The following is a 26429-nucleotide window of genomic DNA, read 5'->3' as shown; positions in this document are numbered from 1 at the left end:
GCCGAAGCGGTTGGTACGGAATCGATCCGGTCGACGCCGACCTGTTCACCTTCGGCAAGGTGATGAGCGGCGGGTTGCCCGCTGCGGCGTTCGGCGGCCGCGCCGAGGTGATGGAACGGCTGGCGCCGCTGGGGCCGGTGTATCAGGCGGGCACGCTCTCCGGCAACCCGGTGGCGATGGCCGCCGGGCTGGCTACCCTGCGCAACGCCGACGACGCCGTCTACGCCACGCTGGATGCCAATGCTGATCGGCTGGCCCGCCTGCTGTCCGAGGCGTTGACCGATGCCGGTGTGCCGCATCAGATTCCGCGGGCCGGCAACATGCTCAGCGTGTTCTTCGGCGATGCGCCGGTCACCGATTTCGCCTCGGCGCGGGCCAGCCAGACGTGGCGCTTTCCATCTTTCTTCCACGCCCTGCTGGACGCCGGTGTCTACCCGCCGTGCAGCCCCTTCGAGGCGTGGTTCGTTTCGGCGGCACTCGACGGTGCCGCCTTCGCCCGGATCGCCGACGCCTTGCCGATTGCGGCCCATCGGGCCGCGGCTGCTGCAGCCAAGGAGAGCAAACCCTGATGGCCGAACAGACCCGAATCCACCTGGTACGCCATGGCGAAGTGTTCAACCCCGAGCGGGTGCTCTATGGCAGGCTTCCCGGATACCGGCTTTCCGACAAGGGAATTCAGCAGGCCCAAGCGGTGGCTGACGCGCTGGCCGGCCGCGACATCGTCGCGGTCATCGCGTCGCCGTTGCAGCGGGCGCAGGAGACGGCCGCGCCCATTGTCGCCCGCCACGATCTGACCGTGGACACCGACCCCGACCTGATCGAGTCGGCAAACTTCTTCGAGGGCAAGCGATTAGGCCCGGGCGACGGCGCTTGGCGGGACCCGCGGTTCTGGTGGCACCTGCGCAACCCGTTCACCCCGTCGTGGGGTGAGCCGTACAAGCAGGTCGCGGCGCGGATGACGACCGCGGTGGAAAAGGCCCGTGCGCGCGCCGCCGGCCACGAGGCGGTGTGCGTCAGCCACCAGCTGCCGGTGTGGACGGTGCGGCTGTCGCTGACCGGCAAGCGGCTCTGGCACGACCCGCGGCGCCGACAGTGCGCGGTCGCGTCGGTCACGTCGCTGGTGTACGACGGCGACCGACTGGTCGATGTGCTGTACAGCGAGCCGGCGGGCGGCTGACCATGCGGCGGCTGGCGTTCGTTGCGACGGCGGTGGCCGGCCTGCTGGTCGGCTGTGACAGCGGTGCCATGGATGGGGGGACCGTCGCTCAGGGTGGCACCTTCGAGTTCGTCGCTCCCGGCGGCAAAACCGACATCTACTACGACCCGCCCGACCACCGCGGCCGGCCCGGACCGGTCGCCGGCCCTGACTTGATGGACCCGTCACGCACGTTGTCGCTCAACGACTTTGCCGGCCACGTCGTCGTCATCAATGTCTGGGGTCAGTGGTGCGGGCCGTGCCGAGCAGAAGTCACCCAGCTACAGCAGGTGTACAACGCCACCCGCGTCGACGGCGTGACACTGCTGGGTATCGACGTCCGCGACAACAACCGCCAGGCGGCCCAGGACTTCGTCAAAGACCGCAATGTGACGTTCCCGTCGATCTACGACCCGGCGATGCGGACCATGATCGCGTTCGGCGGCAAGTACCCCACCACCGTCATCCCGTCCACGCTGGTGCTTGACCGCCAACACCGGGTCGCGGCGGTTTTCCTGCGCGAACTGCTCGCCGAGGATCTGCAGCCGGTGGTGGCACGAATCGCGTCCGAACCCGCCGAGCAGCAGGCACCGCCGAGAGCGCAATGACCGGCTTCACCGAAATCGCTGCCGCTGGCCCGATATTGCTGGCGCTGGCCGTCTGCCTGCTGGCCGGCCTGGTGTCGTTCGCGTCGCCATGCGTGGTGCCGCTGGTCCCGGGTTATCTGTCGTATCTGGCCGCCGTGGTCGGTGTCGACGAGCACCCGAAGCCCGGTTCGGTTCAAGCACCGCCCGCCGCGCGGTGGCGGGTCGCCGGGTCGGCGGCGTTGTTCGTCGCCGGGTTCACCGTGGTGTTCCTGCTCGGCACCGTCGCCGTGCTGGGCATGACCACCACGTTGATCACCGATCAGCTGGTGCTGCAGCGGGTGGGCGGCGTGCTGACGGTCCTGATGGGTCTGGTGTTCGTGGGATACGTTCCGGCGCTGCAACGTCAGGTTCGGTTCGCGCCGCGGCAGTTGTCGACGGTGGCCGGGGCGCCGCTGCTGGGCGCGGTGTTCGCGCTGGGCTGGACGCCGTGTCTGGGGCCGACGCTGACCGGGGTGATCACCGTCGCTTCGGCCACCCACGGCGCCAGTGTGGCCCGCGGAATCGTGTTGACGATCGCCTACTGCCTGGGCTTGGGCATCCCGTTCGTGCTGTTGGCGTTCGGGTCGGCGTCCGCCGTCGCGGGCCTCGACTGGCTGCGCCGGCACACCCGGGCGCTGCAGGTCTTCGGCGGCCTGCTGCTGATCGCGGTCGGCGTCGCGCTGGTCAGCGGCGTGTGGAACGACTTCATATCCTGGCTGCGCGACACGTTCGTGTCCGACGTGAGGTTGCCGATTTGACCCGGCTTTTGGCCCTGACCCGCAACACTTGGCGCGCGCTGACCTCGATGGGCACCGCGCTGGTGCTGTTGTTCCTGCTGGCCCTGGGTGCGGTGCCCGGCGCGCTGCTACCTCAACGCAGCCTCAACGCCGGCAAGGTCGCCGACTACCTGGCCGCCCACCCGCTGATCGGGCCGTGGCTGGATCGACTGCAGGCCTTCAACGTGTTCGGCAGCTTCTGGTTCACCGCCATCTACACGCTGCTGTTCGTGTCGCTGGTCGGCTGCCTGACGCCGAGGATGATCGAGCATGCCCGCGGCATGCGGGCAACACCGGTACCGGCGCCGCGCAACCTGGCCCGACTGCCCAAGCACGCCACCGCCACGATCGCGGGCGAACCCGACCAGCTGGCGGCGACAATGGCGGACCGGCTGCGGGGTTGGCGCAAGGTCATCCGCAGCAGCGGCACTGTTGACGGCGACATCGAAATCTCCGCCGAGAAGGGCTACCTACGCGAATTCGGCAACCTGGTGTTCCATTTCTCGCTGGTGGGCCTGCTGGTGGCGGTGGCCGCCGGCAAGCTGTTCGGCTACGAGGGCAATGTCGTCGTGATCGCCGACGGCGGTCCCGGTTTCTGCTCGGCATCGCCCGCCGCGTTCGACTCGTTTCGGGCCGGCAACACCGTCGACGGCACGTCGCTGTACCCGATCTGCCTCCGCGTCAAGGACTTTGACGCCCGCTACCTTTCGAACGGGCAGGCCACGTCGTTCGCTGCCGACATCGACTACCAGGCCGGGCGCGACCTCACCAACGACAGTTGGCGGCGCTATCGGCTGGAGGTCAACCACCCGCTGCGCGTCGATGGCAACCGGGTCTACTTGCAGGGCCACGGCTACGCGCCGACGTTCACCGTGACCTTTCCCGACGGGCAGACCCGCACCTCGACGGTGCAGTGGCGACCCGACAACCCTCGCACGCTGCTGTCGTCAGGTGTCGCGCGTATCGACCCGCCGGCCGGCGCGTATCCCGACGCCGGCGAACGTCGCAAACACCAGATCGCCATCCAGGGCCTGCTCGCGCCGACCGAGCAGCTCGAGGGCACCCTGCTGTCCTCAAGGTTTCCCGCGCTGAACGCCCCGGCAGTCGCCGTCGATATCTACTCCGGTGACACCGGCCTGGACAGCGGCCGGCCGCAGTCGCTGTACACCTTGGACCCGCGTCTCATCGACCAGCACCGGCTCACCCGGGTCAAACGGATTAACCTGCGCGTCGGCGACAGTGTGCGGCTCGATCAGGGCCCGGCGGCAGGCACCGTGGTGCGTTTCGACGGCGCCGTCCCGTTCGTCAACCTGCAGGTTTCGCACGATCCCGGGCAGATCTGGGTATTGGTGTTCGCCATCACGATGATGGCCGGGCTGGTCGTGTCGCTGCTGGTGCGTCGACGGCGGGTATGGGTCCGGCTGATACCGGGCACGGCCGGTACGGTGAATGTCGAGCTAGGCGGCCTGGCGCGGACGGACAACTCGGGCTGGGGCGACGAATTCGAGCGGCTCGTCGACCGGTTGCAGGACGGATTGGAAACGCCGGCCGCGGCGCCCGGCGAGCCGGTTGGGACCGGGAGGAGCCGCCGATGAACCGCACCGACAACGATGATGCCGGCGCAGCCGGGATTGTGGGGGTACCGCCCGCTTGCGGGGGAGAGTGGCGCCAATGAACACAGCGCACATCAACCTGGAGCTGGCGCGCAATTCCGACTGGGCGTTCACTTCGGCGGTGGTAATGCTGGTGGTCGCCTTCTTGCTGCTCGCCGTCGAACTCGCCTATGCCCGCAGCCGGCGCGCCGAACCTGAGTTGGTGAGCGCCGGATCGGTGGCCGCTGACAGCGCGACGCCGGGCGTCGTGCTGGACGCCCCGCGGCGGCCGTTTGACGAACGCGTCGGACGGGCCGGGCTGATCCTGGTCTACGCCGGGATCGGCTTGTTGCTGCTCTGTATCGTGCTGCGCGGGCTAGCCACCGTGCGGGTGCCGTGGGGCAACATGTACGAGTTCATCAACCTCACCTGCTTTTGCGGCCTGGTCGCCGGCGCGATCGTGTTACGCCGACCGCAGTACCGTCCGCTGTGGGTTTTTCTGCTGCTGCCGGTACTGATTTTGCTGACGGTGTCGGGTCGCTGGCTCTACACCAACGCCGCGCCGGTGATGCCGGCGCTGCAGTCGTACTGGCTGCCCATCCACGTGTCGGTGGTCAGCCTGGGCTCGGGGGTGTTCCTCGTCGCGGGCGTGGCCAGCATCCTGTTCCTGTTGCGGACCTCTGGGCTAGGTGAGCCGGAGACGCCCGGCGCGTTTGCTCGGATGGTGCAGCGGTTGCCCGACGCGCAGACCCTGGACCGGATCGCCTACCGGACCACGATCTTCGCCTTCCCGGTGTTCGGGTTCGGGGTGATCTTCGGCGCAATCTGGGCCGAGCAGGCCTGGGGCCGGTATTGGGGTTGGGATCCCAAGGAAACGATGGCGTTTATCGCGTGGGTGGCTTACGCCGCCTACCTGCATGCCCGGTCGACGGCGGGCTGGCGGGACAAGAAAGCGGCCTGGATCAACGTGGTCGGTTTCGTGGCCATGGTGTTCAACCTGTTCTTCGTCAACCTGGTGACGGTTGGCCTGCACTCCTATGCTGGGGTGGGCTAGGCCGAGATCGGGGATACCGATCGGCACTGCGATATGTTCGGTAACAAGACCGTTCGTCAAAAAGCGACCCGAGTGTTGCTACAAGGGGAAAGAGCACGTGTCTGACCATCCGACGCATGGTGCGAATGCGGGGGGATCGCATAGTCGCGAAGACCGTCCGACAACCGAGCTGCGGCCGCAGCCGCCGCCACCGCCACCTCCAGCGGTCACCGAGCCGCCGACCAGGGCCTTTGCCGGGTTCCGCACCGAGCGGCGTTTCAGCGAGGCTGTGACGCGGGGCGTGCCGCCCCCGGAGACTCGCGTCGAACCGCGGGCCTGGGCGGCCACTCCGCACAAAGGACTTCCCCAGGTCGTCGATTCGCCGTCACAAAACTCCGGCGGCTATCACCGGGGACAACCCCCGGGCGCGCCGATCAACACCGGGCAACGGCCTACCATGCACCCGTCGCCGTATCCGGAGCTGTCCACCAGCACCCTGCTGCGCCATGTCAAGCCGCCGCCGTCGGAGGGCTGGCGCCGGTGGCTGTACGTCTTGTCGGGACGGCTGATCAACGTGGGCGAGAGTCCACGGATCCTGCGGTACAACGACCTGGTTGTGCAGGTCAACAGACCGCTGCGGGGTTGCTACCGCGTCGCGATGCTGTCGCTGAAGGGCGGCGTCGGCAAAACCACCATCACTGCCACGCTGGGGGCGACCTTCGCGTCGATTCGCGGAGACCGGGTGGTGGCCGTGGACGCCAACCCCGATCGCGGCACGCTGAGTCAGAAGGTGCCGTTGGAGACTCCGGCCACCGTGCGCCACCTCCTTCGCGACGCCGAGGGCATCGATCGCTACAGCGACGTTCGCAGCTACACCTCGCAGGGTCCGAGCCGGCTGGAAGTGCTGGCCTCGGAAAGCGACCCGGCCATGTCCGAGGCGTTCAGCGCGGAAGACTACGCGCAGACGCTGGAAATCCTGGAGCGGTTCTACGGCCTGGTGCTCACCGACTGCGGGACCGGCCTTTTGCATTCGGCGATGACGCCGGTGCTGGAGAAGGCCGACGCCCTGATCGTGGTCAGCTCGGGATCGATCGACGGCGCGCGCAGCGCGTCAGCGACGCTGGACTGGCTCGACGCGCACGGCCACGAGGATCTGGTCCGCAACTCGATCGCGGTCATCAACGCGGTGCGGCCGCGTTCCGGCAAGGTCGACATGCGAAAGGTGGTCGATCACTTCTCCCGGCGGTGCCGCGCGGTGCGCCTAGTGCCGTTCGACCCCCATCTCGAGGAGGGTGCGGAGATCAACCTGGACCGGCTGAAGCGGGAAACCCGGGAAGCGCTCATCGAACTGGCAGCCGTTGTCGCCGATGGTTTTCCGAACGATCAGCGCCGATCCAACGAGCACTTCATCTAGCTAGCGCGGGTTGTTGTCGCCGTGGGTTAGCCGCCACATGAACTCCGGATCATCGTCGGGCCCGATGACGCGAGTCTTCTGCCGGTTGACCTGTGAACGGGCAACACGCCAGCCGACGTAGATCAGTGTCCCCAGAACGAGGACGAGGAGCAGGTACAGCACTCAACACCTCCTTGGTGTGAATATACGCGGCGTCTTAGGCTCGCATCGTGCCAAAGGCTCAGAGCTCGGCCGGTCGGGCCGCCGTCAGCGTCCTGCTTTACGTCGCGGCACGGCTGGTCTTGGTGGCGGCGCTGACCGCGGTGATTTACGGAGCGGGCCGACTGCTCGGCGTCCACGAATTCCCGATGACCGTCGCCCTGTTGTTTGCTCTCGTCATTGCGATGCCGCTGGGCATTTGGCTGTTCGGTCCGCTGCGCCGCCGGGCCACCGAGGGCCTGGAGGTGGCCACCGAGCGCCGGCGCCGCGACCGCGAGCAGTTGCGGGCCAGGCTGCGTGGCGAGACACCGCCCGACGCCGGCTCCGAAACATCTGACTAAAAACGCATCCGGGGCAAGGCTTGCAAAGAGTCTGTCAACCTTCCTTGACACGCCTGAAGTTGTCAAGTTATCTTGACGAGCGTGAGCGAATTGTCCGATCTGTCGCTGGGGCCCGCAGCGGACGCCGCAGGTAGCGCCGATCCCGCAGTCGGGCTGCGCGCGGTGCGTGCACTGCAGCGCCTGCAGGAGCGGTTGGAGGCAATCCACGTCGCCAACGCACGCGAGCAGGGCTGGAGTTGGCAGGCGATCGCCAACGCGCTGGGCGTGAGCCGGCAGGCGGTGCACCAGAAATACAACCGGAGGAGATGACCGATGAGACCGTTTCAGCGGTTCGCCCGCAATGCCCGGGTCGCGGTCATGCTGGCCCAGGAAGAGGCGCGCGAACTGTGCGACCGCGAAACCGGTTCGCAGCACCTGCTTCTCGGAATCCTGCAGGCCGCGGGCGAGGAGCTCTCGGCGGTGTTGACCGGCTACGGGCTGACCACCGAGGTTGTGCGGGCCCAGCTGGCCGAAACTTCACCCGGCGACAAGTCGTTCGACGAGGATGCCGACGCGCTGAGCACCATCGGTATTGATCTGCGGGCGGTCCGCGACAGCGTGGCCCGCACCTTTGGCGCCGACGCATTTGACCAGGCCCTGTCCCGCTCGGGTCGCCGTCGCCGGCTACGGGGGCATATCTCGTTCAGCCACGGGGCCAAGAAGGTATTAGAACTTGCGCTACGAGAAGCATTGGCGCACAAGGACAACGAGATTCGCTGCGAGCATCTTTTACTGGGCATCCTGCGAAGCGGCGACAAAGCGGCCATCGACTTGATCACCGAGCACGTCTACACCGCACAGTTGCGTGCGGTGGTCGTCAAACTGATGGACAAAGCCGCGTAGTGCACGCGGCTTCTCGTCGAGTGTGCATCCACGACGACGACACGCCGACGGCTCCCGCCCTGTGTGCGCACTCGAAGTCCCTAGCGCACAGTCGAAAGCATCTCAGGTCGCCAGCGTCAACGCGGCTGCCACCGCGGTCGACCACACCAGCATCGCCAGGCCGGTGTCGCGCAGCACCGGAATCAGCTCGGCACCCGCCCGGCCCGATCGCACCGGCGCCGCCGCCCGCAGCGCCAACGGCGTGGCCAGCAGCCCCAGCGCGCACCACGGGCTGGCCACCGTCAGCGTCAGGGTCAACACGCAGGCGAGCGCTAGCAGTGACAGATAGAGCTTGCGAGTCCCGGTGTCGCCCAAGCGCACCGCCAACGTGAGCTTGCCGGACTGTGCGTCGGTGGGGATATCCCGCAGGTTGTTGGCCACCAACACCGCCGACGACACCGCCCCTGTCGTCACGGCCAACACCAGACCCACCCAGTCCACCCGCAACGCCTGGGTGTACTGGGTGCCGAGCACCGCGATCAGCCCGAAGAACACGAAGACCGCGAGTTCACCAAAACCCGCGTAGCCGTAAGGTTTTGAGCCGCCGGTGTACAACCAAGCGCCGGCGATGCAGAACGCACCGACTCCGATCAGCCACGGCGCGCTTGTCAATGCCAGCACCATCCCGGCCACGGCCGCGACGCCCATGCTGACCACGGCCACCGTCAGCACCGACCGCGGTGTCGCCAGCCGCGAGCCCACTAGGCGCATCGGGCCGGCGCGGTCGTCATCGGTGCCGCGAATGCCGTCGGAGTAGTCGTTGGCGAAGTTGACCCCGATGATCAACGCCACCGCGACGGCCAGTGCGAGCAGGGCCTTCCACCAGTTGGCGCCGTGCAGCCAGGCAGCGGCGCCGGTGCCTGCGATCACCGGTGCGATGGCGTTGGGAAGTGTCCGCGGTCGCGCGCCCGCGATCCATTGCGCAAAACTGGCCACCCGTCAATCGTTCCATGCCCGTGCACGACAATGAGCCCATGCCCGCCGGCTGACGGTGCAGTGCGGGCACGCCCCCTCGCCGCTGTGCGGCTGAGGGTACCCCCACCCGCTTGCGGGGGGACGAAGCGATGAGGAGGCGCGGCGTACATGATCGGAGTGATCGGCGGCAGCGGCTTCTACACGTTCTTCGACCCAGACGCACGCACCATCAACCTGGACACCCCGTTCGGCGAACCCAGCGCCCCGGTCACGGTCGGTGCCGTCGGCCAGCACGAGGTCGCGTTTCTGCCCCGCCACGGCGCCAACCACCAGTATCCGGCGCACAAGGTGCCGTACCGGGCCAACATGTGGGCGCTGCGCGCGTTGGGGGTGCGCCAAGTCTTCGCCCCGTGTGCGGTCGGCAGCCTGACGCCTGAATTCGAGCCGGGCACGATCGTGGTGCCCGACCAGCTGGTGGACCGCACCCGTCGCCGCGCCGATACCTACTTCGACTCCGGGGCCGCGCACGTGTCCTTCGCCGATCCGTATTGCCCGACGTTGCGGTCCGCGGTCACCGGGCTGGCCGACGTGGTCGACGGCGGCACCATGGTGGTCATCGAGGGTCCGCGGTTTTCCACCCGCGCAGAAAGCCAGTGGTTCGCCGCCGCCGGCTTCACCTTGATCAACATGACCGCCTACCCGGAAGCGGTGCTGGCCCGTGAGCTCGAAATATGCTATGCGACAATCGCTTTAGTGACAGATTTGGACGCCGGCATCGACGCCGGAGCCGGGGTGAAGGTCGTCGACGTGATCGGCGAATTCGAGAAGAATATCGAGCCGTTCAAGAAACTTGTGCGCGAGGCGATCGGCCGCGTCGCCGCCGAACGCTCCTGCACCGAGTGCCTGTCGCACACCGGTATCCAGCTGCCGTTCGACCAGCCGTGAGAGTGCTGCTGACCGGTGCGGCCGGTTTCATCGGCTCGCGAGTCGACGCGGCGCTGCGAGCCGCGGGTCACGACGTGGTCGCCGTCGATGCCATGCTGCCCGCCGCACACGGCGACGACGCCGCGCTGCCGCGCGATTGTCGGCGCGTTGACATCCGCGACGCCGACGCGCTGGCCCCGCTGCTGGACGGTGTCGGCCTGGTGTGCCACCAGGCCGCGGTGGTCGGCGCCGGCGTGGATGCCGCCGACGCGCCGGACTACGGCAGCCACAACGATTTCGGCACGACGGTGCTGCTGGCGCAGATGTTTCACGCTGGGGTAGCGCGTCTGGTGCTGGCGTCGTCGATGGTGGTCTATGGGCAGGGCCGGTACCGCTGCGACGAGCACGGGCCGGTCGATCCGCTGCCGCGGCGGCGGGCCGACCTCGATGCGGGTATTTTCGAGCACCGCTGCCCGGTCGGCGGGGAGGAGCTGGCCTGGCAGCTGGTCGACGAGGACGCGCCGCTGCGGCCGCGCAGCCTGTATGCGGCCAGCAAGACGGCACAGGAGCATTACGCGCTGGCGTGGTCGGAGTCGACGGGCGGATCGGTGGTGGCGTTGCGCTACCACAACGTCTACGGCCCCGACATGCCGCGCGACACGCCGTATTCCGGGGTCGCCGCGATTTTTCGCTCAGCGCTCGAAAAGGGCGAACCACCAGAGGTTTTCGAGGATGGCGCGCAGATGCGGGACTTCGTTCACGTCGATGACGTCGCGGCGGCCAACGTGGTAGCGGTGGCCGCTGACCGCGGCGGGTTCACCGCTGCGAATGTCTGCTCTGGGCAGCCGATTTCCATCATGGAGGTGGCGACGCAGCTGTGCCAAGCGCGAGGTTCCGCTGTGGGCCCTGTGTCGCCGGTTGTCACCGGCCAATACCGCAGCGGCGACGTGCGCCACATCGTCGCTGATCCGACCCGCGCCGCCGACCTGCTGGGTTTCCGGGCGGCGGTCAAGCCGCGGGAAGGATTGCGTGACTTCGCGTTCGCCCCGCTGCGCGGCTAAACAGCGGCACAGAAAGCTATTACGGCGGGTGCGCCGCCTGTACGATTCAAAGATGTCTGAACCAGCCCCGCCGCGGCCCGCCGTGACACGCCGCCAGGTGCTACTCGGCAGCTCGTTGCTCAGCGTTGGCCTGCTCGCCTGGCGCAGTTCACTACACAGCCCGGTAGTCCATAGCTCACCGGACACATCGAACGACACCTTCGCAGTCACCCACACCGATGCCGAGTGGCGGCAGCTCCTGAACCCGCAGCAGTATCAGGTCCTGCGCAAGGCCGGCACGGAGCAGCCGTTCAGCAGCCCGCTCAATGACGAGCACCGCCCTGGTGTGTTCAGTTGCGCGGGTTGTGCACAGGATCTGTTCTCGTCTGCCACCAAGTTCGACAGCGGCACGGGCTGGCCGAGCTTCTACCAGTCGCTGGCCAACGCCGTGATCACGCGTGAAGACACCACGCTGGGCATGACGCGCACCGAGGTCCTGTGCCGTCGCTGCGGCGGGCACCTCGGCCATGTCTTCGATGACGGCCCAGCACCGACCGGCCTGCGTTACTGCATGAACGGCGTCGCAATGAACTTCCGGCCTCAATCAGTTTGAGGTCGGCATGGCCGACGGTCTGGTGACGGTGGTGCTGCCGTGTTTGAACGAGGCCGAGTCGCTGCCGTTTGTGCTGGCGGCCATGCCCGCGGGTTACCAGGCGTTGGTGGTGGACAACAACAGCACCGACGACACCGCCGACGTGGCCCGAAGACACGGCGCCAGGGTGGTCGCCGAACCCCGGCCCGGCTACGGCTCGGCCGTACACGCAGGCGTCGTTGCGGCGACGACACCGATCGTCGCGGTGATCGACGCGGACGGGTCCCTGGACCCCGCCGATCTGCCATCGCTGGTCGCCGAGCTGGATCGCGGCGCCGACCTGGCGATCGGCAGGCGCCGCCCGGTACGGGAGCTGCGCTGGCCCTGGGTAGCGCGGCTGGGCACAGTGATGATGAGCTGGCGGCTGCGCACCCGGCACGGCCTCCCGGTGCACGACATCGCGCCGATGCGAGTCTTCCGGCGGGACGCCTTGCTGAGCCTGGGTGTCAGCGACCGCCGGTCGGGATATCCGCTGGAGCTGCTGGTGCGGGCGGCCGCGGCCGGCTGGCGGGTGGTCGAGCACGACGTGGCATACGGGCCCCGCGTGGGGGGTAAGTCCAAGGTGAGCGGTTCGTTGCGGGGCAGCATGACCGCGATTCTGGACTTCTGGAAGGTGATCTCGTGAGCCGCGACGGCGACAATGCGGAGTGGCGCGCATGAGCCGCGACGGCGACAATGCGGAGCGAAGCGACGAGGTGGGGGTACCTCCCGCTTGCGGGGGAGAGCGGCGCGCATGAGCGTCGTGCCGGTGACGCTGTTGGTGGTGGCCAAAGCCCCGGTGCCCGGCCGAGCTAAGACCCGGCTGGCCGCGACGGTCGGCGACCAGGTCGCCGCCGGGGTGGCCGCCGCCGCGTTGCTCGACACTCTCGATGCGGTAGCGGCCACCCCGGTCGCCGCGCGGGTCGTGGCCCTCACCGGCGAACTCGACGCCGCCGCCGACGCCGCCGAGATACGACGCCGGCTGGCGTCGTTTTCCGTGATCGGCCAGCGCGGCAACGACTTCGGCGAACGGTTGGCCAACGCGCATGCCGACGCCGCGTCCGTCGACGGGCATCCGGTGCTACAAATCGGGATGGACACCCCGCAGGTGACCGCCGCACTGCTGGGCGACTGTGGGCGCCGCCTGGTTGAATCTTCGGCTGTCCTCGGGTTGGCCAACGACGGAGGGTGGTGGGCGCTCGGCGTGCACACCCCCGCGCTCGCCGATTGTCTGCGCGACGTCCCGATGTCGCAGCCGGACACTGGAGCTCTGACGCTGAAAACCCTGCGCGGCAACGGTGTTGATGTCGCTCTTCTCGACGAGTTGGCTGATTTCGACATCGCGGACGATGTGGCCCCGGTGCGTGAGGCGTGTCGGCCGGGCAGCCGGTTCGCCCACGTCACCCGCGCCGCGGGTCTGTGAGCGATCGTTGGGTGATCGCGCGTCCGGTCAGGCCGATCGCGAACACCCCAAGCCCGACGACGACCGACTGCCACGGCAAGGTGGCGACCAGCAGCAGGCAGCCGACGACCCCGCACACGTTCAGCACACGCGGCCAACGCCGCTGCGTGGCCGGCTGGGTGTAGGCCGCCGCGTTGGCGATCGCGTAGTAGATCAGCACCCCGAACGACGAGAAGCCGATCACGCCGCGCAGGTCCACGGTGCCCGCCAGGACGCACACGACCGCAGCAACGGCGATCTCGGCGTGATGTGGCACCTGGTAGCGCGGATGTACGGCGGCCAGCCAGCCGGGCAGGTCCCGGTGACGGGCCATCGCCAGCGTCGTGCGCCCGATCCCGGCGATCAGCGCCAGCAGCGCACCCAGGCTCGCCAGCGTCGCACCCACCGCCACTGCCGGCAGCAACGGCGCGGCCCCTGCCGCGCGCAGCGCCTCGGCCAGCGGGGCCGCAGACCGTGCCAGCCGGTCGGGTCCCGCTGCCAGCAGCGCCGCGACTCCGACGATCAGATACACCGCCACCGTTATCCCGAACGCCACAATGATCGCTCGCGGTATGGCCCGGGCCGGGTCGCGGACCTCTTCGCCCATCGTCGCGATCCGCGCATAGCCCGCGAACGCGAAGAACAGCAGCCCGGCCGATTGCAAAACACCGTAGACCGTGGCCGATGACCAGGCGCCCGCGCTGCTGAGATTCGACGGCTGTACGCCGGCGATCGCGATGGCAATGACCACAACGGCGAGGGCAACAAGCGTGCAGGCCACCAGGATTCGGGCCAATCTCGCGGTCTTTCTGATGCCGCGGTAGTTCAGTGCGGTCAGCCCGATCACCGCGCCGACGGCGATAAGGCGCTGCGCCCACCATGGGCCTGGCAGCGCATAAGTGCCGATCGTCAGCGCCATCGCCGCACACGACGCTGTCTTGCCGACAACAAACCCCCATCCCGCGACGAAGCCCCACCACGGGCCGAGCCGTTCGCGCCCGTAGATGTAGGTGCCGCCGGAGGTCGGATAAACCGCCGCCAGCTGCGCCGAGGCCGCGGCGTTGCAGTACGCGATCGCCGCGGCAATGGCCAACCCGATCAACAACCCGGCCCCGGCGGCGCGCGCGGCGGGGCCGAACGCGGCGAACACCCCGGCGCCCATCATCGATCCCAGTCCGATCACCACCGCGTCGCCGGTGCTGAGTCGGCGGGACAGTTCCGGCTGCCCCGACTGATTCTCTTGGCCGTCCACGTCCACTACCAGTGGGTGAAGATCAGGCTGTTCAACAACAGCGCCCCGACGACGTTGACAGCCAGCCACAGCCGCTGAGACCACGGCGGCAGCAGGGCGGGCGCGGCCGTCAGCCAGACCGTGAACGGCAGCCAGATCCGTTCGGTCTCGGCCTTGCTCAGCGTGGTCACGTCCGCCCAGATCACGGCAACCAGCATCGCCAGGAGCAGCAGGTGCAGGCCCGACCGCCGACGAATCGCGGCCGGGTCGAAGACCCGGCCGAGCCCCGCAACGCTGCCCAACCCGATCGCGCACACTGCCGCGGCCAGGTTGGCCCAGCTCCAGTACTGGAATGGCCGATCATGCGCAATTCCCTGCCAATAGCGTTGCTGCACAAGGGCATAACCGTCGAACCAGCAGAAGCCGGTAGCCGCGAACGCCGCCGCCACCGCGGCTGCGGTGAGCAGTGCCGGGCCGAGCGCGCGCAGCGACGAGCGCCAGTCGGTCGCGCACACCAGCACCGCCAACGCCGGAAACGCCAGCAACGTCAGGCCGTAGCTGAGGAACACCGCCCAGCCGAGCAGCAATCCCGCTGCGGCCGCGATCACCGCAGCGAACCGAACCGCGCCGTGCACCGCCACTGTCAGCAGTGCGATACCCCAGGCGGCGACTCCGGCAAAGTATCCGTCGGCGGAGACCGCGATCCAGATCGCGGTGGGTGCCACCGCGACGAACGGCGCGGCTCGGCGCGCGGTCGGCTCGTCGGCCACAGTCCGCAGCGTGATCACGATTGCGGCGGCGGTGCTCGACCCGACCAGCACACACAGCAACCCGGCCCACGCACCGCCACCGAGGCCGATGCGGTCCAGCCACACGAACGTCAGCAGCGCCCCCGGCGGGTGACCGGAGACGTGGGTGATCCACGAGTTCGGCTGAAAGTCCAGGATCCGGCTGGAGAACGTGCGCAGCGCCTCTGGGATGTCGATGATGCCCGGAACCTGCGGCAGGTACTCGTCCTTGTCGGTCAACCGGCCGGCGAAGCCGCGTTGCCAGCCGTCGATCATCGCCAGTGAGAACGCCCACGTGCATGACGTGGCCCAGGCGGCCAGCGGCAGCATCCGCCACGAAAGCCGCTGCGCCACAGCGGGTCCCCACACCACTGCGGCCAGCCCGAGCAGAATCGCCGGTCCGGTGCCCCAGCCGACGTGGGCGTTGAACCAGCCGAAGATCGGGGCAGCGCCGGCATGCCAGCCGAAACGGTCCGGCGCGGCGTGCAGACGCGATCTGATGCCCCAGTGCAAGCGGGGCAAGACGAACGCGGCGGCAACGAGGACCAGCCCGATCGCAGCCGCGATTGCGTCCCGGCGAGCGATCCTCACGACCGCTTAACCTACTTTCCGGCTGGCGCTTCGGCCGCGGGTTGTTGGGGTGGCCGTCCTTTGCGCAGCGTGGCAAGCAATTCGCGGTAGGGCCCGACGAGGTAGACGGTGTCGTCGGCGTGCAGTCGGGCGTCGCGGCGCGGGTGCAGTTTGACCAGTGCATTGGGCCGGGTGATGGCGATGACCCGGGTTTGGGTGGACAGGTCGAACATGCGCAGGCCGTCGAGTTCGCTACCAGGCGCCACGCGCATTCCGCCGACCACAAACGAGCGTTGCCCCACCGAGAACGTGCCCAGCACCTGCAGACCGACCGCGGCGCCGATGAACCACGGTGCGGCCAGCTCGACGGTGGAGCGCACGTTTTCAAAACCGAACCGCTGCGCCACCGCAAAGCCCAGCGTGTTGTCATAGACCCGCAGCACCAGCGGAACATCGGTCCAGTTGAGCCCGGGCCGCACCTCGGTACCCAGCATCTCGGTCAGCACGATCCCGGTTTCGATGTTGGTCATGTCGTCACGAGTCAGCACCGCCACCGCGCGGGCGCGATCCACCCGCGCCGATCGCAGTGTCTGGCCCAACGTGGCGTCGCCGAAGATCACCGGCACATCGAGTTTGCGTGCCACCGACAAGAAGCTGTTTTCCTCGTCTCGCTCGATCACCGCCACGTCATAGCCGGCAGCGGTCAGATCGCTGACCACGCGCATGCCGAGTGCACTCAACCCGACGACCACAATGTGATTGCGCAGATGGCGCACCCGCGGGCGCGCGACCCCAAAGACGAAGCGGCGCGAGAGCAGCACGTCAGCGACGAACGCGACCAGCAAAGCGGTCATGGTCACCCCGCTGAACATCAACAGGGCGGCGAACATACGTAGCCAGGTGGGCTGGTGCACGAAGCTGAAGTCGCCGTAGCCGGTCGTGGTCATCGTCTCGACGGTGAAGTAGAACGCGTCGATCCAGCCCATCCGCGGCGGGGCCCGGTAGTTGAGCCGCAACAACACCGTGGAGGTGGTCAGCAACATCAGCGTGCCGGCCACAACTGGGTAAAACGCCGGGTTGAAGTCGGTGAGCAGGGCGCGGACCGCATCGAACGCCTTCCGCAGTCGAGGCTGGCGCGACCGTGTGCGGGTCAGGCTCCGGACCTTGATGTTTTGGGCGGCCACCTCGTCGGCGGTGCCAACCATCATCGTCCAATCACCGGCGTGCACCCGCTGATCTCGGCTCGGGCAGACCTCCACCTCGCCGGGGGTGGGGGAGTCTTCGCTGTGAATCACCGCCACCGGCGCCAAATCGCCGTATAGCTCGCGCAGCGTCGCGTCGCGCGACGCCTCGCGGCCCGCGACGACGAATTCGATGCCCGCGGCCTCGAACTGGTGCGTGGTTTGCTCCAGACATGCCTCGACCACCGACGGCGCCGCGAGTTCGGCGACGTTGAAGATCGCGCCGGGCCCGTTGTCGTCGGCTACCGCTTCGCGCAGCACGTCGTTGGACAGCCGCGCCACCACCCGCACGTTCGGGTTGGCTTTCCTTGCCAGCAGCGCGATTTCGAGATTTGTCGCGTCGTCATCCCCGGCACAGACGACGGCGTTCGCATGACCGATATCGGCGAGGGCGAGTTCGCGCGCGACCCCGGCCTCGGAGAGTTCGAGGTTGGCCAGGCTGGCGACGGTCACGCCGGCGTTTTTGAGCTCCTCGATGATCGTCATGGCCAACGCATCGTCACCGCTGACAATGATGTGGCGGTGCATTGTTGCATTATGTCATCCGGCTCTAATACTCATTCGACCTGACACGGACGTCCGGTGGTGGCGATGCGAAAGTTGGCTAAGGCAACCGTCTTCCAGCGTGATAAGCCAGCGCCTGCCGGTCCACCTTGCCGATGCCGCGCATCGGCAGCGCATCGAGGATATGCAGCTCGCGGGGCGCGGCGGTGCGATCCAGGGTTCGCGTGACATGTGCCCGCAGCGTTTCGAGCGAGGGCGGGGCATAACCATCGACCAGCACGATGGCAGCGACCACCCGCTGACCCAGCCGCTCGTCGGCGAGCCCGAACACCGCGCAGTCGGCCACTGCGGGGTGGGTCCGCAGCGCAGCCTCCACGGGCTGTGGCAGCACGGTCAACCCGCCCGTGCTGATCGCCTCGTCGGCTCGGCCCAGCACACTGAGTGCACCCGAATCATCAACAGCGCCAATATCATCGGTGCGAAACCAGCCCGGCTCGGCGAACGGGTCGGGATCGGGTGGGTTGCGATAGCCGTTGGCCAGCGTCGGGCCGCCGATCACAATCCGGCCATCAGCCTCCACCCGCAGTCGCACCCCGTCGAGTGGAACACCGTCGTACACGCAGCCGCCGGCGGTTTCGCTCATCCCGTAGGTGCGGACCACCGTGATACCCGCGCTCGCGGCAGCGTCGAGGATCGGTCGCGGGGCCGGCCCGCCGCCGATCAGCACGGCATCCAACTCCGCCAGCGCGGCAGCAGCCGCCGGATCGGTCAGCGCCTTGGCCAACTGCGTGGCCACCAGCGCCGTGTAGCGGCGATCGGAGCCGAGTTCCTTGACGGCAGAGGGCAATTCACTGATATCGAATCCGGTCGAGACATCCAGCTCGACCGGAACGGTATCGGCCAGTAGGCTGCGCACCAGCACCTGGACACCGGCGATGTGATAGGGCGGCAAAGCCAGCAGCCATCGGCCCGGGCCGCCCAGACGGTCATGGGTGGCGGTCGCACTGGCGGTCAGCGCGGCGGCGGTGAGCATCGCACCCTTGGGTGCGCCGGTGGTACCCGAGGTCGTCACCACCAGGGCGATGTCATCGTCGATGGCTTCGCCCACCCGCAGCGCCGACAATGTGAATTGGCGATTAGCCCCGGCCGGCACCGGCAGCAGTGCGGAGGCACGGCCGTCCAGAACCTGCTCGAGGGCTGCGAGCAGCGGGCGCGCCGAGGAGCCCTGCGCCACGGCGAACGCGCGCAGAACGGCTATCCGGCCTCCTCGCCGTTGCGGGCATCGTCTAGCGGCCAGCCCTTGGCGGCCAGCCGTGCTCGGACCCGCTCGATGTCTTCCGGGGACGGCAGCTGGTCGGTGAGCTGGGTGATCAACACGCCGATGTCGGTGTCATCGAACCCGGGCCGGTGCATCACTTCGCGGGCCACCACCTTGACCTCGTCGTTAGACAGCCGACGCGTCAGCAGGGCGAGTACCGGAAAGTAGTCGGTGGGTGGGATGCCGTCTGGATATCCCGCGCGGAGCCACTCGATTATCGAGGTCAGGAATCGGTTCACACTGCCTCAACTTCCCCCGCACAGCGTCGGTTAAGCCTGAACAGCAAATGAATTTTCATACTACGCAGGTTTGGCTCCGAGGATGTACATGCCGGTGTGCGCCCCGATGAAATCCCGGGCGATGTACAACACGCCGATCACGACCGCGACCAGCGCCACCGAGTACAACAACCAGCTGAGGGCGGTCAGCGCCGGATTCTTGTGGCCCACGGCAGTGCCATCGGAGGAGCCCACGACACCGGCGCCCGCGGCGCCCGCCCGCACCGCGAGTGCGAACAGCGCGGGCAGTCCGCTACCGAGGAGCAAACCGAAAATCAGGATCTTCAACGAAGCCTCGTAGTTGAACCAAGTGCTCATGGCGTGCCCGCTTTCTTTGCCGGGGCGGTGCCGGTAACCTTGCCGTTCCCGCCTGGGACTCCCGCGCCGACGGTGACCGTGGGCTGGTCGGCCTCATCGAGCCCGGCAGTCAAGTCACCCTTCCACTCGGCGTTGACGTTCTTGTGGTCGACCTTCGTCTTGCGCGACCGCAGGTAGATGACGGAGGCCGTCGCCACCAGCAGGCCGAAGCCGATGGCCGCGCCGGCGAAGCCGCCGATCCCGTGTACCACCCAGTAGGTGATGGCACCGACGAGACCGGCCAACGGCAGCGTGATCAGCCAGGCGGTTGCCATCCGGCCAGCCACTCCCCAGCGCACCTCTGCGCCGGGTTTGCCAACCCCGCTGCCGAGCACGGATCCGGTCACCACCTGAGTGGTGGACAGGGCGTACCCGAAATGAGCGGACAGCAGAATGATTACCGCCGAAGACGATTCGGCGGCCATGCCCTGCGGCGACTTGATCTCGACGAGTCCCTTGCCCATGGTGCGGATGATCCGCCAGCCGCCGGTATAGGTACCCAGCGCCATCGCGCAAGCGCAGGCCACGATGACCCACAGTGGCGGCAGGGCGGCTGTCCGGCTGACCGCGCCGTAAGAGATCAGCGCCAGGAAGATCACGCCCATCGTCTTCTGGGCGTCGTTGGTGCCGTGTGCGAGCGAGACCAGCGACGCCGAGAAGATCTGGCCGCGACGGAAGGCGGCCTCGCTGCGCTTTTCCGGGATGCCGCGGTTCAACCGGTAGACCAGCCAGGTGCCGACCGCACCGACCACCCCGGCCAACACCACCGACACCAGGGCCGGGATCAGTACCCGGGACACCACCCCGGTCCAGATCACCCCGTGCCCGCCGACCGCGGCGATCATGGCACCGACGATGCCGCCGACCAGGGCGTGCGAGGAGCTTGACGGGATACCCAGGAGCCAGGTCAACAGGTTCCAGACGATGCCGCCGACCAGACCGGCGAAGACCAATTGCAAGGTCACCAGATGACCGTTCACCAAATCCTTGGCGATTGTCCCGGCGACCGCGGTGGACAGGAACGCGCCGCCGAGGTTCAGCACCGCCGAGAGTGTTACCGCGGCCTTCGGCGAGAGCGCGCCGCTGGCGATGGAGGTGGCCATCGCATTTCCAGTGTCGTGAAACCCGTTCGTGTAATCGAATGCGAGGGCGGTGATCACGACGATGATCAAGAGGAACAACTGGAGGTTCACGGGCCTAATTCTGGGGGTAGGCGAGTGCGGTTGTCGAAAGAACGGCGATGTGAATCCCAGGTATTCGACACTCGTCGTCAGATGTTCGCTTCGGGTTAACTTTGAGGCTTATGGCGTTGACCTCTGACGTCGCGGCGCAGTGGGTGATCGCCGGGAATCTGGACGAAAATCAGGGTCACGCCGTCGGGATCGACGACATGCATTTCGTGCAGCCCCCATGACTCGCGGCGGGCCTCGCGGGCGATCGTGACACCTCTGCTCTCCAGCTCCGCCTGTGTCGCGGCGAGATCGCGCACCTGCAACCAGAGCGCGCCGGGAAAGGGCCCGGCGGGGTGCTCCGGCGCGCCGTGGCCGGCAAGTTCGATCAGTGACTGGCCGGCATAGAACACGGTGCCCGCGCCGTACTCGCGGGCGATCGCCAACCCAAGCTGGTCGCGGTAAAAGCTCAGCGATCGCTGGTAGTCCGCCGGCCGGAACAGCATCCGGCTGGCGAGAATCTCCATGCCTTCGTGTCTAGCACGGCCGGCCCAGAACTTGGCTGAAGTTGATTGCCCGGCTCCTCCTCATCGCGCTTCGCGCTCTGCATCGTCGCCGGGCTGAAGACGCTGTCGCCTTATCAGCGCCGTGGCCACGCCCGGGCCGATGGTGTCCAGCGCCTGTGTTACGACGGCCATCCGCGGCGCGATCCGGACCGGCCGGGTGCGCGCAGCGGTGATCATCCAGCCGGCCGCCTCGCGTGATGACAACGCCGGCAACCCCTGGTATTGCTTCGTCGGCGCGATCATCGGGGTGGCCACCAGCGGGTAATACAGCGTCGTCGAATGCACACCCTTTCTGGCCCATTCGGTTTCGATGACCCGGCTGACCGCCGAGAGCGCGGCCTTCGACGCGTTGTACACCGAGAACAGCGGTGACGCCTCGCTGAAGACTCCCCAGGTTGCCACGTTGATGATGTGCCCATCACGGCGCTGCAGCATCCCGGGCGCGATCCCTCGGATCAGGCGCAGCGGCGAGTAGTAGTTGAGCACCATCGTCCGCTCGACGTCGTGCCAACGTTCCAGCGACTCAGCCAGCGGCCGGCGAATCGAGCGACCGGCATTGTTGATCAGAATGTCCACCCCGCCAAGACGCTCTTCGACGTCGGCGGCCAGTGCGTCGACGGCGTCCATGTCGGAGAGATCGCAGGGGATCGCAATCGCGGTGCCGCCGCGGTCTTCGATCCGACCCACCACCGCATCCAGCAGGTCCTTGCGTCGGGCGACGGCGACCACGGTGGCGCCGCGGCGGGCGAACTCTTCGGCGGCACTCTCGCCGATCCCCGACGACGCTCCGGTGAGTAGGACTCGCTTGCCGTCGAGGTCGATGGATTTGGCGGCCGGCCGGTATGACGCGAGTTGCCGCGCGATGGGCGGGCGCATGGTGGCCAGCGTGAACTGCTCGGCCAATCGTCGAAGCGGATTTTTGCTCACAGGTCGCGAGTCTAAGGGGGCCCGGATTGCTAGAAGTAGCGCGGGAACCGGCTCCAATCGGGCGGCCGCTTCTCCAGGAATGCGTCGCGGCCCTCGACGGCTTCGTCGGTCATGTATGCCAGCCGGGTGGCCTCACCGGCGAACAGTTGCTGACCCACCAGCCCGTCGTCGAGTAGGTTGAATGCGTACTTCAGCATCCGTTGTGCCTGAGGCGATTTCGCGTTGATCTCGGCCGCCCACTGCGCACCCACCGACTCCAGTTCGGCGTGGTCGACGACGGCGTTGACCGCGCCCATCGCGTGCATCTGCACGGCGGTGTAGTCGCGGCCGAGGAAGAAGATCTCGCGGGCGAACTTCTGGCCGACCTGCCGGGCCAGGTACGCGCTGCCGTAGCCACCGTCGAAGCTGCCGACGTCGGCGTCGGTCTGCTTGAACCGGGCGTGCTCGCGGCTGGCCAGGGTGAGGTCGCAGGTCACGTGCAGGCTGTGCCCGCCGCCCGCCGCCCAGCCGTTGACCAGGCAGATCACCACCTTGGGCATGAACCGGATCAGCCGCTGCACCTCGAGGATGTGCAGCCTTCCGGCGCGCGCGGTATCAACGGTGTCCGCGGTCTCGCCGGCGGCGTACTGGTAGCCGCTGCGCCCGCGGATGCGCTGATCCCCGCCGGAGCAGAACGCCCAACCCCCGTCCTTGGGTGAGGGCCCGTTTCCGGTCAACAGCACCACCCCGATGTCGGGCGACATCCGGGCGTGATCGAGCACCCGGTAGAGCTCGTCGACGGTGTGCGGTCGAAACGCGTTGCGCACCTCCGGGCGATTGAAGGCCACCCGCACGGTGGCGTCAGCGACGTGGCGGTGATAGGTGATATCGGTCAGCTCGGCGAACCCGTCGACCGGCTTCCAGTCCTCAGCGTGAAAGGGGTTGTTAGTCATCGGTTTACACCCGGTCCAACCGGAACACTGCGCAGCGGCCGGCCAGCGCCTCGAATTCTTCAGGCCGGACCGGTTCGCTGCTGCCCATACCGCGACGGTACTCGTCAGCTCGGCCAGCGCTTTGGCAAGGCCACGTATCTTGGCGACGGCGGTGCGGGTTGCTTAATGTGTGCATCCGTGACCGCTACGTCGCATCCGCATGAGCCGCACCTGGGTTCGGTTTCGGCCAGACTGAACTGGCTACGCGCCGGGGTGCTCGGCGCCAACGACGGGATTGTGTCAACCGCCGGCATCGTCGTGGGCGTTGCCGCGGCGACCGTCGCACGTGGCCCGATCATGACCGCAGGCATCGCCGGGTTGGTGGCGGGCGCGGTGTCGATGGCGTTGGGCGAATACGTGTCGGTGAGCGCTCAGCGCGACACCGAGCAGGCGCTGTTGCGCACCGAGCGCCGGGAGCTCCGTGAGGACCCGGCTGCCGAGCTGGACGAACTCGCCGCGCTGTATGAAGCCAAAGGGTTGTCGACGGCGACGGCGCGCACCGTGGCCGAGGAACTCACCGACCATGATCCGATCGTCGCGCACGCCGAGGTAGAGCTCGGGTTCGATCCCGCGGATCTGACCAACCCGTGGCAGGCCGCGTTGTCGTCGGCCTTGTCGTTCGCCATCGGCGCGCTGCTGCCGCTGATCGCGATCCTGGCCGCGCCGATCGCGCTGCGGATCCCGGTCACCGTCGCGGCGGTGCTGCTGGCGCTGGTGATCACCGGGGCGGTGTCGGCCGGCTTGGGCGGCGCGCGGAAACATCGCGCAGTACTGCGCAATTTCGTCGGCGGGGGCCTGGCTCTGGCAGTCACCTACCTGATCGGTCATCTGGTCGGCGCCGCGATCACCTGACCATCAGCGCCTCTCAATGAACCTTTCGACGCCGTGGCGGTACTGCGGGCTTGCCTCGGGCGGGCTGACCGCGTCCAGCCGCCCCGGCCTGCTGGGCGGAAGATACGACAGCCAGACCGGCCCGGCCAGACGATGAACCGAACCAATGCGATTTCGGCCGCGAGCGGTCATTATGTGCAGATGGACACCGGGACGATCGACCGCGAGGCGCTGCGGGCGAGGTACCTCGACGAGCGGACGAAGCGGCTGCGGCCCGACGGCAACGCGCAGTACGTCGAGCCGACTGGCCGGTTCGCGCACCTGCTGGGCGACCCGTACACCGAGCCGGTCGACCGCGCGTCGCGCTCCGACGAGGTCACCGTGGCCGTCATCGGCGGCGGCTTCTCCGGGCTGGTCACCGGCGCTCGGCTGAAGCAGGCGGGCGTTTCCGACGTACGCCTGATCGAGGCCGGCGGTGACGTCGGCGGGGCGTGGTACTGGAACCGCTACCCCGGCGCCATGTGCGACACCGCCGCGATGATCTACCTGCCGCTGCTCGAAGAGACCGGGCACCGCCCCACCCGGAAGTACACCTTCGCGCCCGAGATCTTCGGTCATGCGCAGCGGATCGCCCGCCACTTCGACCTGTATGAGAACGCGCTGTTCTCGACCGAGGTCACGAACCTGGCGTGGGACGGGAGGTCGTCGCGCTGGATTGTCGAGACGAACCATGGCGACCGGATCCGGGCCAGGTTCGTCACGATGGGCATTGGCCCGTTGCACCGGCCGAAGCTCCCCGGCATCCCCGGCATCGAGACCTTCGGCGGACACTGCTTCCACACCAGCCGCTGGGACTACGACTACACCGGGGGTGACTTCACCGGCGCGCCGATGGACAAGCTGGGCGACCAGCGGGTCGGCATTATCGGGACCGGCGCGACCGCCGTGCAGTGCATCCCGCACCTGGCGCAGGCGGCCGGGGAGCTGTTCGTCTTCCAACGGACGCCGTCGTCGATCGACGTCCGCAACAACTATCCGCTCGATTCGGAGCTCTTTGACTCGCTCGAACCCGGCTGGCAGCAGAAGTGGCTGATGAACTTCACCGTCCTGCAGAACGGCGGCTTCGCCGATGAGGACCTGGTCACGGACGGCTGGACCGACATCGCGCAACGAATCCGCGACCGGGTGGTCAGTAACATGGCCGAAGCGCGCGGGATGTTCGGGCTCGAGGGGTATCGGCGGGCGTACGAGGAGAGCGACGACGAGAAGATGACCGAGATTCGGGCCCGGATCGACGCCGTCGTCACCGACCCCAAGACCGCCGAGGCCCTGAAACCTTGGTATCGCTTGCTCTGCAAGCGACCGTGCTTCCACGACGAATACCTGCAGGCCTACAACGAGCCGAACGTCCATCTGGTCGACAGCGACGGGCAGGGCGTCGGCGCCATCGACGACACGGGCGTCTGGGTCGGCGGGGTGCACTACGAGCTCGACTGCCTGATCTTTGCGTCCGGCTTCGAGGTCGGCACGGAGTATTCGCGACGAGCCGGCTTTGACGCGACCGGGCGCGATGGGCGCCGGCTCTCGGAGCACTGGGCGGACGGCATGCAGACCCTGCACGGCATCCACTCACACGGCTTCCCCAACCTGTTCATCGTAGGGCCGCACCAGGGCGCCAACCTGATCGCCAACATCACCCACAACCTGGTCGAAGCGGGTACGACGATCGCCGCGGTCGTCGCGCACGCGCTCGAGGACGGCGCGGACGAGGTCGAGGTGAGCGAGGGCGCTGAGCAGTCGTGGGTCCAGATGCTCGAAGCCGCCCCGCGGTCGTTCCTCGACGATCCCGACTGCACGCCCGGTTACTACAACAACGAGGGCAAGCCGATGGGGCGCCGCGAGCGGCTCAACAGCGGCCGCTATCCGCACGGTCCAGTCGCCTACTTCCACTACGTCGACGCCTGGCGGCGGTCGGGGGAGTTCGAGGGCCTCGAGTTCCGCGCGAACGCGGCCGCAGCGCAAAGCATCGGCTGGCTGAGGCCGACGGGCGAGGAGTGACGACACAGTCAGCGACGGCGGGCGACCTGCCCAGCGGCTCGCCGGAGCAGACCGGCCGACTGCTGGACCTATTGGTGGCAGGCGTGGCCGCTTCGAATCGCTGAGGGAATGAAACGACGCGTTCAGCGGTAGAACACCGCATGAGACTCAATGAAGCCGCGCGCGAACTCATCGGCAACGGCGCCGACGCCACCCTGGTCACCCTGAATCCCGATGGCAGCCCCCAGGTCACGCTGGTCTGGGTGGCGCTGCGATCCACACCCGACGGCGACGAGCTGGTGACCGCCCATCTGGCCGAGCACAAGAAGGTCCGGAACATCCGCCGCGATCCTCGCGTCGCGTTGACGATCGCGTCGACTGGCGACGCCGGCAAAGCCATGCGGCCGTATCTTGCGATAGAGGGGACCGCGCAGATCGAAGAGGGCGGCGCCCCTGAGCTTCTGAAGACTCTGGCACAGACGCTGTCAGACCCGAACGTGTTCCCGCCCAAAGGGGCGCCGCCCGGCTTCGTGACGCACATCCACGTCGACAAGATCGGCGGAATGGGTCCCGGGGTGTCCTGACCTCGCCGAG

The 26429-nt window shown here is 67.8% G+C and carries 30 protein-coding genes; 18 read left to right on the top strand and 12 right to left on the bottom strand.

Going from position 1 to position 26429, the window contains the following annotated elements; genetic code table 11:
* From VEI45_RS10150 to VEI45_RS10120, 7 genes are all read left to right on the top strand, one after another.
* Positions 1–569 (top strand): aminotransferase class III-fold pyridoxal phosphate-dependent enzyme (locus VEI45_RS10150; protein ID WP_324852694.1); only part of this gene is annotated, 569 nt, incomplete at its 5' end.
* Entirely contained in the window at positions 569–1177 is a 609-nt protein-coding gene (locus VEI45_RS10145; RefSeq protein WP_324852692.1) for a histidine phosphatase family protein, read from the top strand. The genes VEI45_RS10150 and VEI45_RS10145, both read left to right, overlap by 1 nt.
* Positions 1178–1179: 2 nt before the next feature.
* On the top strand, positions 1180–1803 hold the full coding sequence (locus tag VEI45_RS10140) for a TlpA disulfide reductase family protein (RefSeq protein WP_324852690.1): 624 nt from the start codon (positions 1180–1182) through the stop codon (positions 1801–1803).
* Positions 1800–2579 carry a cytochrome c biogenesis CcdA family protein gene (locus tag VEI45_RS10135; RefSeq protein ID WP_324852688.1) on the top strand — a complete coding sequence of 260 codons (780 nt, stop codon included), beginning with the start codon at positions 1800–1802 and terminating at the stop codon, positions 2577–2579. The genes VEI45_RS10140 and VEI45_RS10135 overlap by 4 nt, the downstream gene beginning before the upstream one ends.
* A 47-nt stretch (positions 2580–2626) precedes the next feature.
* Positions 2627–4192: a cytochrome c biogenesis protein ResB gene (locus tag VEI45_RS10130; protein WP_324852706.1), complete on the top strand. Its 1566-nt coding sequence runs from the start codon at positions 2627–2629 to the stop codon at positions 4190–4192.
* A gap of 76 nt (positions 4193–4268) precedes the next feature.
* Positions 4269–5243: a c-type cytochrome biogenesis protein CcsB gene (ccsB, locus tag VEI45_RS10125; protein WP_324852686.1), complete on the top strand. Its 975-nt coding sequence runs from the start codon at positions 4269–4271 to the stop codon at positions 5241–5243.
* Between the two features lie 97 nt (positions 5244–5340).
* Positions 5341–6636, top strand: coding sequence for a MinD/ParA family protein (locus tag VEI45_RS10120; protein WP_324852684.1), 1296 nt, complete (start codon positions 5341–5343; stop codon positions 6634–6636).
* On the opposite strand, the gene VEI45_RS10115 is transcribed toward VEI45_RS10120, so the two are convergent.
* A complete protein-coding gene (locus VEI45_RS10115; RefSeq protein ID WP_324852682.1) occupies positions 6637–6798 on the bottom strand; it encodes a hypothetical protein in 162 nt (53 codons plus the stop codon). It lies immediately after the preceding gene.
* 47 nt (positions 6799–6845) lie between these two features.
* On the opposite strand from VEI45_RS10115, the gene VEI45_RS10110 reads away from it, so the two are divergent.
* The 3 genes from VEI45_RS10110 (at position 6846) to VEI45_RS10100 (ending at position 8057) form a co-directional block, all read left to right on the top strand.
* Complete coding sequence (locus VEI45_RS10110; protein WP_324852680.1) at positions 6846–7175, top strand: DUF4229 domain-containing protein; 330 nt, start codon at positions 6846–6848, stop codon at positions 7173–7175.
* Between the two features lie 90 nt (positions 7176–7265).
* Positions 7266–7484, top strand: a complete 219-nt coding sequence (locus VEI45_RS10105) for a helix-turn-helix domain-containing protein (protein WP_324852704.1) — start codon at positions 7266–7268, stop codon at positions 7482–7484.
* A 3-nt stretch (positions 7485–7487) separates the two neighbouring features.
* The gene (locus VEI45_RS10100) at positions 7488–8057 is read left to right on the top strand and encodes a Clp protease N-terminal domain-containing protein (RefSeq protein WP_324852679.1); all 570 of its coding nucleotides are present in this window, start codon (positions 7488–7490) and stop codon (positions 8055–8057) included.
* A 102-nt stretch (positions 8058–8159) separates the two neighbouring features.
* Here VEI45_RS10100 and VEI45_RS10095 read toward each other — a convergent pair whose 3' ends face one another.
* Positions 8160–9032, bottom strand: coding sequence for a 1,4-dihydroxy-2-naphthoate polyprenyltransferase (locus tag VEI45_RS10095; RefSeq protein ID WP_324852677.1), 873 nt, complete (start codon positions 9030–9032; stop codon positions 8160–8162).
* A gap of 147 nt (positions 9033–9179) precedes the next feature.
* On the opposite strand from VEI45_RS10095, the gene VEI45_RS10090 reads away from it, so the two are divergent.
* The 5 genes from VEI45_RS10090 (at position 9180) to VEI45_RS10070 (ending at position 13029) form a co-directional block, all read left to right on the top strand.
* Positions 9180–9956 (top strand): S-methyl-5'-thioadenosine phosphorylase, encoded by a 777-nt coding sequence (locus tag VEI45_RS10090; protein WP_324852674.1) that lies wholly within the window; start codon positions 9180–9182, stop codon positions 9954–9956.
* Positions 9953–10996 carry an NAD-dependent epimerase/dehydratase family protein gene (locus VEI45_RS10085; RefSeq protein ID WP_324852673.1) on the top strand — a complete coding sequence of 348 codons (1044 nt, stop codon included), beginning with the start codon at positions 9953–9955 and terminating at the stop codon, positions 10994–10996. Before VEI45_RS10090 ends, VEI45_RS10085 begins: the two co-directional genes overlap by 4 nt.
* 52 nt (positions 10997–11048) lie before the next feature.
* On the top strand, positions 11049–11588 hold the full coding sequence (msrB, locus tag VEI45_RS10080; RefSeq protein WP_324852671.1) for a peptide-methionine (R)-S-oxide reductase MsrB: 540 nt from the start codon (positions 11049–11051) through the stop codon (positions 11586–11588).
* Between the two features lie 7 nt (positions 11589–11595).
* Positions 11596–12252, top strand: a complete 657-nt coding sequence (locus VEI45_RS10075) for a glycosyltransferase family 2 protein (RefSeq protein WP_324852669.1) — start codon at positions 11596–11598, stop codon at positions 12250–12252.
* A gap of 108 nt (positions 12253–12360) precedes the next feature.
* Positions 12361–13029, top strand: coding sequence for a TIGR04282 family arsenosugar biosynthesis glycosyltransferase (locus VEI45_RS10070; RefSeq protein ID WP_324852667.1), 669 nt, complete (start codon positions 12361–12363; stop codon positions 13027–13029).
* Here VEI45_RS10070 and VEI45_RS10065 read toward each other — a convergent pair.
* The 10 genes from VEI45_RS10065 to VEI45_RS10020 all read right to left on the bottom strand — a co-directional run bounded on the left by VEI45_RS10065 (position 13007) and on the right by VEI45_RS10020 (position 22928).
* Positions 13007–14299 carry an APC family permease gene (locus VEI45_RS10065; protein ID WP_324852702.1) on the bottom strand — a complete coding sequence of 431 codons (1293 nt, stop codon included), beginning with the start codon at positions 14297–14299 and terminating at the stop codon, positions 13007–13009. The genes VEI45_RS10070 and VEI45_RS10065 overlap by 23 nt on opposite strands.
* A gap of 5 nt (positions 14300–14304) precedes the next feature.
* Positions 14305–15657: a hypothetical protein gene (locus VEI45_RS10060; RefSeq protein WP_324852665.1), complete on the bottom strand. Its 1353-nt coding sequence runs from the start codon at positions 15655–15657 to the stop codon at positions 14305–14307.
* 11 nt (positions 15658–15668) lie between these two features.
* Positions 15669–17405 carry an NAD-binding protein gene (locus tag VEI45_RS10055; RefSeq protein WP_324852663.1) on the bottom strand — a complete coding sequence of 579 codons (1737 nt, stop codon included), beginning with the start codon at positions 17403–17405 and terminating at the stop codon, positions 15669–15671.
* A gap of 76 nt (positions 17406–17481) precedes the next feature.
* Positions 17482–18543 (bottom strand): o-succinylbenzoate--CoA ligase, encoded by a 1062-nt coding sequence (gene menE / locus VEI45_RS10050; protein ID WP_324852700.1) that lies wholly within the window; start codon positions 18541–18543, stop codon positions 17482–17484.
* A 92-nt stretch (positions 18544–18635) separates the two neighbouring features.
* Positions 18636–18938 carry a DUF3349 domain-containing protein gene (locus VEI45_RS10045; RefSeq protein WP_324852661.1) on the bottom strand — a complete coding sequence of 101 codons (303 nt, stop codon included), beginning with the start codon at positions 18936–18938 and terminating at the stop codon, positions 18636–18638.
* Positions 18939–18998: 60 nt separating this feature from the next.
* Complete coding sequence (locus VEI45_RS10040; protein WP_324852659.1) at positions 18999–19295, bottom strand: hypothetical protein; 297 nt, start codon at positions 19293–19295, stop codon at positions 18999–19001.
* On the bottom strand, positions 19292–20527 hold the full coding sequence (locus tag VEI45_RS10035) for an inorganic phosphate transporter (protein ID WP_324852657.1): 1236 nt from the start codon (positions 20525–20527) through the stop codon (positions 19292–19294). The genes VEI45_RS10040 and VEI45_RS10035 overlap by 4 nt, the downstream gene beginning before the upstream one ends.
* A gap of 95 nt (positions 20528–20622) precedes the next feature.
* Complete coding sequence (locus VEI45_RS10030) at positions 20623–21030, bottom strand: VOC family protein (RefSeq protein WP_324852655.1); 408 nt, start codon at positions 21028–21030, stop codon at positions 20623–20625.
* Positions 21031–21090: 60 nt separating this feature from the next.
* Entirely contained in the window at positions 21091–21996 is a 906-nt protein-coding gene (locus tag VEI45_RS10025; protein ID WP_324852653.1) for an SDR family oxidoreductase, read from the bottom strand.
* A gap of 29 nt (positions 21997–22025) precedes the next feature.
* Positions 22026–22928 carry a 1,4-dihydroxy-2-naphthoyl-CoA synthase gene (locus VEI45_RS10020; protein ID WP_324852651.1) on the bottom strand — a complete coding sequence of 301 codons (903 nt, stop codon included), beginning with the start codon at positions 22926–22928 and terminating at the stop codon, positions 22026–22028.
* Between the two features lie 177 nt (positions 22929–23105).
* On the opposite strand from VEI45_RS10020, the gene VEI45_RS10015 reads away from it, so the two are divergent.
* The 3 genes from VEI45_RS10015 (at position 23106) to VEI45_RS10005 (ending at position 26419) form a co-directional block, all read left to right on the top strand.
* Complete coding sequence (locus VEI45_RS10015; protein ID WP_324852649.1) at positions 23106–23819, top strand: VIT family protein; 714 nt, start codon at positions 23106–23108, stop codon at positions 23817–23819.
* A gap of 180 nt (positions 23820–23999) precedes the next feature.
* Positions 24000–25856, top strand: a complete 1857-nt coding sequence (locus tag VEI45_RS10010) for an NAD(P)/FAD-dependent oxidoreductase (protein WP_324852647.1) — start codon at positions 24000–24002, stop codon at positions 25854–25856.
* 140 nt (positions 25857–25996) lie between these two features.
* On the top strand, positions 25997–26419 hold the full coding sequence (locus VEI45_RS10005) for a PPOX class F420-dependent oxidoreductase (RefSeq protein WP_324852645.1): 423 nt from the start codon (positions 25997–25999) through the stop codon (positions 26417–26419).
* Positions 26420–26429 lie beyond the last annotated feature (10 nt).

Origin of the sequence: Mycobacterium sp. (assembly GCF_035623875.1) — a bacterium.
Classification (GTDB): domain Bacteria; phylum Actinomycetota; class Actinomycetes; order Mycobacteriales; family Mycobacteriaceae; genus Mycobacterium.
This window is presented reverse-complemented; position numbering and strand designations above follow the sequence as displayed.